General features: G+C 43.4%; 8 protein-coding genes. 6 read left to right on the forward strand and 2 right to left on the reverse strand.

The annotated features are described in order from the left end of the window. Positions 1-3 precede the first annotated feature (3 nt). Together ilvN and ACYVTD_RS02625 are read right to left on the reverse strand one after the other, a co-directional pair. Positions 4-519 (reverse strand): acetolactate synthase small subunit, encoded by a 516-nt coding sequence (gene ilvN, locus ACYVTD_RS02620; RefSeq protein WP_461246223.1) that lies wholly within the window; start codon positions 517-519, stop codon positions 4-6. A gap of 2 nt (positions 520-521) precedes the next feature. Then, the gene (locus tag ACYVTD_RS02625) at positions 522-1088 is read right to left on the reverse strand and encodes a DUF4398 domain-containing protein (protein ID WP_461246224.1); all 567 of its coding nucleotides are present in this window, start codon (positions 1086-1088) and stop codon (positions 522-524) included. A 156-nt stretch (positions 1089-1244) separates the two neighbouring features. Between ACYVTD_RS02625 and ACYVTD_RS02630 the strand changes: the two genes are divergently transcribed. From ACYVTD_RS02630 to ACYVTD_RS02655, 6 genes are all read left to right on the forward strand, one after another. Continuing rightward, the gene (locus ACYVTD_RS02630) at positions 1245-1607 is read left to right on the forward strand and encodes a hypothetical protein (RefSeq protein WP_461246225.1); all 363 of its coding nucleotides are present in this window, start codon (positions 1245-1247) and stop codon (positions 1605-1607) included. Then, a complete protein-coding gene (locus ACYVTD_RS02635) occupies positions 1607-2746 on the forward strand; it encodes a nucleotide-binding protein (protein ID WP_461246226.1) in 1140 nt (379 codons plus the stop codon). Before ACYVTD_RS02630 ends, ACYVTD_RS02635 begins: the two co-directional genes overlap by 1 nt. A 1-nt stretch (position 2747) precedes the next feature. Then, positions 2748-3791, forward strand: a complete 1044-nt coding sequence (lgt, locus tag ACYVTD_RS02640; protein ID WP_461246227.1) for a prolipoprotein diacylglyceryl transferase — start codon at positions 2748-2750, stop codon at positions 3789-3791. A 52-nt stretch (positions 3792-3843) separates the two neighbouring features. Further along, a complete protein-coding gene (locus ACYVTD_RS02645; RefSeq protein WP_461246228.1) occupies positions 3844-4089 on the forward strand; it encodes a hypothetical protein in 246 nt (81 codons plus the stop codon). Between the two features lie 20 nt (positions 4090-4109). Beyond that, positions 4110-6164 (forward strand): sodium-extruding oxaloacetate decarboxylase subunit alpha, encoded by a 2055-nt coding sequence (gene oadA, locus ACYVTD_RS02650; protein ID WP_461246229.1) that lies wholly within the window; start codon positions 4110-4112, stop codon positions 6162-6164. Positions 6165-6639: 475 nt separating this feature from the next. After that, positions 6640-8771: methyl-accepting chemotaxis protein (locus ACYVTD_RS02655; protein ID WP_461246230.1), on the forward strand; the 2132-nt coding region annotated here is incomplete at its 3' end.

Here is an 8771-nt window from a genome sequence, read left to right on the forward strand (position 1 = left end):
GTATTATATTATGCAAAGGGCGTTTGCTCCGCGTTCAAGAGCGACAAGACCTGTGCGAGCAAGCTCCAGGATACCGTAGGGGCGCAACAGAAGAAGCAATCCGTTAAGTTTTTCCATATTGCCCGTTGCTTCAACTGTAATGGTAGTTTGAGAAACATCTACAATACGGGCGCGGAAAATACCGGCAATTTCAAGAATGGCGGGGCGGTTTTTTTCATCAACGCCAACTTTAACAAGCATAATTTCACGGCGCAAACAGGAAGAACTTTCCAATTCCTGCACGGCGATTACATCAACCAGTTTTTCCAGTTGTTTAACAATCTGTTCCAATATACGCTCTTCGCCTGTTACAGCAATAGTCATTCTGGAAACAGAATGATTATCAGTCTCGCCGACAGTAAGGCTGTCAATATTAAAACCTCGCCTGCTGAAAAGACCTGACACTCTGCTTAAAGTTCCGGCTCTGTTTTCAACAAGAGCCGAAACTATATGCTGTGCTACCAATCCTTTTTTTGCCATTGTTATTTTTTTCTGCCGATTGCAGCGTTGGCTATTTTTTGATTTATTTCGTTAAGATTCGCGCGAACGGATTTCGCTTTTTCCAGCGCATCTTGATTCCTACCCATAACCTGATCAACTTCCGCCTGATCCGTCACATTGTGGGCGTTAACGATTGCCTTGTCCATTGAATTATAATCAAGGGGTAACTGTGAATAACGGGCGGAAGATACATTTTTTGTAGTCTCCTCAATTTCAACCCTTAACCCTGATATCAAAGAACCAGCTTCCTCGCCTGCTCTTTGCGCGTTGGCTTTGCCGTCATTTATAGCTTTTTCCGCGGCTGTAATAGCTTCCGCCGCTAGATTTTTAGCCGCTTCATAATTTTTGGAGTCCGCTTCCATTTCCATGCGTTTTATTGCGTCCTTGGCGCGAGCCAAAGTACCGGGAGCAAATTGAACCGCGTCCGCATCATTTTCAGCCTTAAAAACAGCTTCACGGGCTCTTTGCATTTCCTCAGTCGGCGGTTTGGCGCAGCCCATAACAAGAACCAGAGCAATACAGAAAATATAAAATAATTTTAATTTCATAAATAAACTCCTTACCCATAATTATACCATATAAGGGTATATATTTCCAGTGTTTACAAGGCTCTGTTCCCCCTCAACCCCTTGATTATTATTATTACACCCTTTATTTTCAATAATATGAATACTTTCAGGTTCTTAAAGCCACTTGTTTTTGCGATGGAATGTATAAAACTAATGGTAATTGCGTTAATCATTATAATTCAGGGTAATGTACCGGGGCTTTTTATAAAAATACTTTTAGCCGCGCCGGGAGCATTATTTCCGCTTATGGCTTTATTTATCTGGCTTGATACAGAGCGTTACAAGGAATATCTGCCTCTTTTTTCGGCTGGTAAGTGCATAGGCATTTTCCTTTTACTGGGGTGGTTTATTATCTTTAGGCAAGTTACAATGATTGGTAGCATATTTGGCTTAGCCGTATATGCCGAAGCGTTATTATTATGCGGCGATTTATTATCTTTAGGCATCATCTTTCTGATAGGTAGAGAAATTAAAAACCCTGAAATGGAGGAAAATTAATGCGTGTCATTCCAATTGCAAGCGGAAAAGGCGGAGTGGGAAAATCCTTAGTATCCGCGAATTTAGCCGTATCTTTCGCTCAGGCGGGAAAAAGAGTCGTACTGGCGGATCTTGATCTTGGAGCGTCGAATCTTCACCTTGTTTTAGGGCATCATGCTCCAAAATTGGGTATCGGGACATACCTGAATAACACAAAATCAAATTTTACCGATGTTATTACCGCAACCGATGTGCGCGGGCTTCGCTTTATTCCAGGCGACAATGAAATACCTGGAACAGCCAATTTAACCACAAGCCAGAGAAAATCGCTTGTAAAACAACTGCTCAATTTAAAAAATGACACCGATATTCTTATCCTTGACCTTGGAGCGGGAACTCATCAATCTATTTTGGATTTTTTCCTTCTCTCCAATCACGGCATTATAGTTTCCGCTCCGGCGGTTACGGCGGTGTTAAACGCCTATGTATTCTTAAAAAATTCAATTTTCCGCCTGATGTTTACTTCCTGCACAAAAGGCTCTCCCGCCCGCGTTGAATTGGAAAACATACGCAAAGACGGAGCGGGTCATATTTACATTCCAAAATTATTGCCTCAAATAAAAAAAATCGATCCTATTTCTTATGAAAAATTTGTAAAACGTCTAAATGCTCTTCACCCTAGACTGATTATGAATATGGTTGACGCTCCTAAAGACGCAGATGTCGCTATGAAGATACGCCGTTCCTGCGAAGAATATCTGGATTTAAAAATTGAACACATGGGAATAATCTACCGCGACTCGCTTCAGGATACCGCTCTGGCGTCAAGACTGCCTATCATTCTTTACAAACCGCAATCGGTTTTATCGCAGGCGATATACCGCATAGCGGATAAAATTATGGAAAGCCCGGAAGACGATTTTACCCTTGACGACAAACAAATAGAGGACAGTTTTCAGGAAGCGGAAGCGGAAGCGGAAGTTGACTTTGACTCCAAGATGGAATATGTCGAAGACCTGCTCCATACAGGCGCAATGAAGAAGAACGATTTAATCGAAACCATAAAATCCCAGCAGTTGGAAATATCAAAGCTAAAAAAAGAAAACAATTTTATAAAATTAAAACTGACAAAAGCCATACAGCAGGGTTACAAGGTATAAAATGCTTTTATCGATCCCGTTTCCTTCATGGCTCAAACCGGAAATAATTCCCGGTCTTCCTGTCCGTTGGTACGGGCTTATGTACATCTTTGCTTTTGCCACCGCTTTTCTTTTGTACCGCAGACAGGTAAAAGAACGGAATTTTCCCATGACGGAAGACGATCTTTCCAATATGTTTGTTTGGGGAATAATGTCTTTGATTGTAGGAGCAAGGCTTTTTTCCACTCTTATTTATGAACCCGGCGGTGTTTATCTTAAACAACCTTGGTTAATTTTCTGGCCCTTCCATAACGGAAAATTCACGGGGCTTCAGGGAATGAGTTATCACGGCGGTGCTTTTGCCGGTCTACTGTCCGTTATAATTTACGCCAAAGTTAAAAAAATCAGTTTTAGGGAAATCGGCGACATGTATGCGGCAAGCATTCCTCTTGGCTATACATTTGGAAGGTTGGGAAATTTTATAAACGCGGAACTTTACGGCAGAGCGACGGCAAGTCCGCTTGGAATGATTTTCCCCCACGCGACACCTCTTCCGGCAAGTGAATCATGGGTACAGGAAATTGCCGAAAAAGCCGGCATTGTAATAAAAGGGGCGTTTGTAAATCTGCCCCGCCACCCTTCCCAACTTTACGAGGCGCTTTTTGAAGGAATCGTCCTTTGGGCGATTATATGGTTCTTCCGCAACCGCAAACCTTTTAAGGGCTTTCTTATAGGACTGTACTTCCTTGGTTACGGCTTTTTCCGCTTTATTATCGAGTATTTCCGTGAACCCGACGCCGACTTGGGATATCGCATTGAATTTGTCAAAAACACGCTTCCAACAGCGTACGCGCACCCCCTGTTCAGCTTTTCAACAGGGCAAATTCTATGCTTTTTAATGATGCTTTTTGGCGTTGCTTGGCTAATCGTTATTTCCCGACTGCCGAATAAAGAAGTTACCTATATTTACGACGATAATGAGGAAAAACCGCTTTCAAATATTGATAAGGAAGAAGCCGCAAAAGAGCGAAATAAACGCCGTAAATTGCGAAAGAAACTGAAATAACCACTTGAACATAAATCTTATTTTCTGTACTATAAAACCAATCGGAGGATCTATGACTATAATGGATATGGTAAATCAAGGTAATGTTCCATCTATGCTTATCATGGGAGTTATCATTGTCGGTATATTGGCAATGATCTGGTTTTTCAACAATGAGCTTAAAAAAGCCCATGGTGAAAAAAAAAATGATCAATCCGTAGGTTCTGGCTCTGTAGTTTTTAGCACTCAACAATCAGGAAATTCCGCGGTTACTGCCGCTATTAGCGCCGCTGTAAATGAATACAGAAAAAATAAATAATTTCATTAAGGAAGGAAAAAATGCCTAAAGTTAAATTAACAGATTTAGTGTTGCGTGATGCGCATCAATCATTGTTTGCTACCCGCATGGTTACTGCGGATATGCTTCCTATTTGCGATAAGCTTGATAAAGTCGGCTTCTTTGCGTTAGAAGCCTGGGGCGGAGCCACTTTTGATTCCTGCATCAGGTTTTTAAATGAAGACCCGTGGGAGAGGCTTAAAAAGCTTAAAAAAGCATTGCCCAAAACAAAGATAATGATGCTTTTAAGAGGGCAGAACCTTTTAGGATACAGACATTATGCCGACGACGTTGTCGCCAAGTTCGTTGAATACGCCGCAAAAGACGGCATCGACATTTTCCGTATTTTTGACGCTGTAAATGACCCCCGCAACTTTAAAGCCGCCACTGAAGCCGCAAAAAAAACAGGCAAACACATTCAGGCGACAATTTCTTACGCTGTAACTCCTTTCCATACGATTCAAAAATACGCCGAATTCGCCAAACAGCTTGTAGACATCGGCGCGGATTCAATTTGTATTAAAGATATGTCCGGTCTTCTTAAACCCTACGAAGGTTATGAGCTTGTAAAAGCAATTAAGAAGGTGACCGACTTACCGATAGAAATCCACACTCACGCCACTACAGGTATGTCCGTAGCGACTCTTACCAAGTGCGCCGAGGCGGGAGCGGAAATTTTAGACACTACAATTTCATCAATGTCGATGGGAACAAGTCATAGCCCCACTGAAACAATGGTAGAAATTTTCAAAGGCACAGAGTATGACACAGGATTGGACACCGCCCTGTTACTCGAAATTGCCGCATATTTCCGCGAAGTCCGCAAAAACTACAAAAAGTTTGAATCAAGTTTCCTCGGCGCGGATACCCGTATCCTCGCAAGCCAAGTTCCCGGTGGAATGTTAAGCAACCTAGAAAGCCAGCTTAAAGAACAGGGCGCTTCTGATAAAATTGACGACGTACTTAAAGAAATCGCCGTTGTTCAAAAAGATTCAGGCTATCCGCCGCTTGTTACTCCCACAAGTCAAATTGTCGGAACACAGGCTGTGTTTAACGTACTATTCGGCAGATACAACAAACTTTCAGGCGAGTTCCAAGACCTTGTAGCCGGAAAATACGGCGCTTGTCCCGCTCCCAAAAATCCCGATGTAGTAAAGAAAGCTCTTGAAGCTTTAAAAATGGAAAAAGAAATCACCCACCGCCCGGCAGATGATATTCCTTCCGAATATTCCAAACTTGAAGACGAAACCAAAAAACTTTTAGGCACAAGTACTGTTACAACGGAAGACGTTTTAACTTACGCCATGTTCCCGAAAGTTGCTCCTGACTTCTTCAAAAAACGTGCAAACGGTCCTGTTGTCTTTAAGCCGGAAGCGGAAGGCTCAGCCGCTCCTGCAGCACCGGGACAAGCCGCCCGTTACTCGATAAACGTAAACGGCGCGAATTACGATGTGGTTGTCGCTCCCGCCGGAACAGTAGCCGTAGCTCCCGCCTCAGGCGGCGCTCCTGCTACCGCAACCGCCCCTGTCGCGTCAAGCGGCGGAGTTGGCTCTGTAACTGTTATAGCTCCCGTAGCGGGAATTGTGCTTCGCCATGCCGTCTCTGAAGGCGCGGAAGTAAAGAACGGTCAAACAATTATAATTTTAGAGTCCATGAAAATGGAATTGGAAATAAAAGCAAACGCGGCAGGCAGAGTACATTTTATTGCTCCCACAGGCACTAACGTTGTAGGCAAACAGCCTGTAGCCGAAATTAGCGGCGCGGGTATTGCAACTCCGGCTCCTGCGGCTGCTCCAACTCCGGCGGCTACCCCCGCTCCGACAGCGGTCCCCCTAGCCAGTGGAGGCGGAACAATAGTAGGCGCTCCTGTCGCAGGCGTTGTTTTACGTTACTCCGTAAGCGAGGGCGATACAGTCTCCAACGGTCAAACAATCGCTATTATCGAGTCCATGAAAATGGAGTTGGAAATAAAGGCAAACGCGGCAGGCAGAGTGCATTTTATTGCGGCTCTTGGCGCTTCGCTTGTCTCCAAACAGCCAATAGCGGAAATTCGTTAGTTTTTACGGCATTTTGAGGCGTAATTTCTCTACCACGAACCAAAGAGCGAACTGAGGGATTAGAGATTACTACTGATAAGCGCGTAAGACGGGAACGTAAGGTTTAGGGGGTTTTTGTCCGTTATCTTATCGTAATAGTTGAAAGCCAAGCCTTCGGACAACAACCCCTGATCATTTTAGCTATTTACTATGCGCATATTTGTAGTAAATAGCTTCGCTTTCTAGGTTCGCAGATGTTCGTGTGGTTAGTGGTAGATCTATTCGTTCTGTCCGTGTGGTTCGTGACTTCTAAAACAGCCCCAGACGCCATTGACAAGCCAAAAATTGGCTTTTTTAGTAAAATCTCAAGAAAAAATATACATTTTTTTTATAATCAGTTTGTTTATTGCCATATTGTCTTTTTTTCTTTTTTCCTTTATAATATTTATAGTAATAAATAGTCGTCGTTTATGCGGCTTATAAAAAGGGGAAAAAAATGAAAATAAAATTTAAACTCTGTATTATTATGATTGCCATTGTATTGGTAATCGCCGGCGGTCTAGCCATAATTGAGCTGCAACGGGCATCAGGCATAGCCTTAAGTCTTTCCAAGCAGAAAGCCATGTATCTTGCCCGCCAACGCGCCCAATACTGGGATGGACGCATGAGCGGCTATATAGAAATCTTACAAACATTATCGAATAATTTTAATTTTTATGAAAATATAGCGGCTGATACTCGGCGCAAAACGTATGAAGATACGATGCAGTCCGTTTTTGAGGACGTGCCGGATTTTGTACGAATGTTCACCATTTGGAAACCAAATGCTGTTGACGGCAATGACGCGCGCAACATAGGCAGACCTGGATCAACCCCCTCTGGACAATTCGCTTATGCGTTAACAAGAGAAGATGGAGCGACAAGGATTATTACTAGTGCCGTTGTAGCGGACGCAATGACTTTTATGTCAGGACCAAATAAGATGACAGTTGATTTGTCCGATATAACCGAATTTAAGAATATGGGAAAAGATACTTATTGTGTCAGATTAATGGTCCCCATTATTAACAAGCGTATTAAAGACGTAGTAGGAATCATAGGCTGTCAGTTGGATATCGCAATGTGCCAGCCCAGAATAGAACAGACCATCAAAGAGATGGAAGAAATTACTAGTGCGGTAATTTATACCGACCAAGGATCTATTCTGGCAAATTACCTGCCTGATTTTATAGGAAAGAAAATTGACGAAGAAACGCAATACGGCAAATCATTAAGCACAGTCAAAGAAGCTATAAAGAACGCAAAAGAGTGGGAAGGTACGGAGTACGATCCCGAACTGAAAACAAACGTAATAATGGCGATTGCCAATATTCCAATAGGCGTTTCTCCGACAACATGGTCAATAATGGTCGGTTCAACGGAAGCTTACATCTTAAAAGATGTCAATACTCTTAGAAATTTCGTTATTATTCTGGCATCTATAGCCCTTGTACTGGCTATAATAATTATATACTTTGTTCTTAACGCCACTACAGCTCCAATCGTAAAAGTATCCGAAACTCTCAAAGACATATCCGAAGGAGAAGGCGATTTAACAAAGAGTATTGCCGTCAGCTCTAAAGACGAAGTAGGCGACCTCGCCAAATACTTCAACAAAACAATAGAAAAAATTAAAAATCTTGTACTTATCATAAAAAAGCAGGCGCATGCGTTATCGGATATTGGCGATGATCTGGCAAGCAATATGACCGAGACTGCGGCGGCTGTAAACGAAATTACAGCTAACGTTCAGGGTATCAAGAGCCGCGTAATAAATCAGAGCGCCAGCGTTACGGAAACCAACGCGACTATGGAGCAGGTTATAGCCAACATAAACAAACTTAACAGCCATGTTGAAAACCAGAGCCGCAATGTTTCTCAGGCGTCGTCCGCCATTGAGGAAATGGTAGCCAATATCAGCTCCGTTACCAACACACTAGTCAGCAACGCCGCCAATGTAACTACATTAAAAGAAGCATCCGAAATAGGACGCGGCGGATTGCAGGAAGTAGCAGCGGACATTCAGGAAATCGCGCGCGAGTCTGAAGGCTTGCTGGAAATCAACTCGGTAATGGAAAATATCGCAAGCCAAACTAACCTGCTTTCGATGAACGCCGCCATTGAAGCCGCGCACGCCGGAGAAGCGGGCAAAGGCTTCGCCGTAGTCGCCGACGAAATCCGCAAACTGGCGGAAAGCTCAAGCGAACAGTCCAAGACAATCGGCAACGTGTTAAAGAAGATAAAAGAGTCTATAGACAAGATAACAAAGTCAACCGAAAACGTTCTTAACAGGTTCGAGGCGATTGACTCCGGCGTTAAGACCGTTGCAATGCAGGAAGAAAACATCCGCAACGCGATGGAAGAGCAAAGCGAAGGAAGCAAACAGGTTCTGCAAAGCGTCGGCGGGGTTAGCGAAATTACCCAGCAGGTACAGAGCAGTTCAGAGGAAATGCTTAACGGCAGTAAGGAAGTAATGACTGAGAGCCAGAACCTTGAAAGGGTAACGCAGGAAATTACAGGCGGTATGAACGAAATGGCGTCTGGAGCGGATCAGATTAACATAGCGGTACATAACGTCAATGAAATGAC

Source organism: Treponema sp. R6D11 (assembly GCF_054786075.1).

Excerpts from the sequence above, each read along its gene's own strand:
- ilvN (WP_461246223.1), bottom strand. The coding sequence starts at position 519 with ATGGCAAAAAAAGGATTGGTAGCACAGCATATAGTTTCGGCTCTTGTT.
- ACYVTD_RS02625 (WP_461246224.1), bottom strand. The coding sequence starts at position 1,088 with ATGAAATTAAAATTATTTTATATTTTCTGTATTGCTCTGGTTCTTGTT.
- ACYVTD_RS02630 (WP_461246225.1), top strand. The coding sequence starts at position 1,245 with ATGGAATGTATAAAACTAATGGTAATTGCGTTAATCATTATAATTCAG.
- ACYVTD_RS02635 (WP_461246226.1), top strand. The coding sequence starts at position 1,607 with ATGCGTGTCATTCCAATTGCAAGCGGAAAAGGCGGAGTGGGAAAATCC.
- lgt (WP_461246227.1), top strand. The coding sequence starts at position 2,748 with ATGCTTTTATCGATCCCGTTTCCTTCATGGCTCAAACCGGAAATAATT.
- ACYVTD_RS02645 (WP_461246228.1), top strand. The coding sequence starts at position 3,844 with ATGACTATAATGGATATGGTAAATCAAGGTAATGTTCCATCTATGCTT.
- oadA (WP_461246229.1), top strand. The coding sequence starts at position 4,110 with ATGCCTAAAGTTAAATTAACAGATTTAGTGTTGCGTGATGCGCATCAA.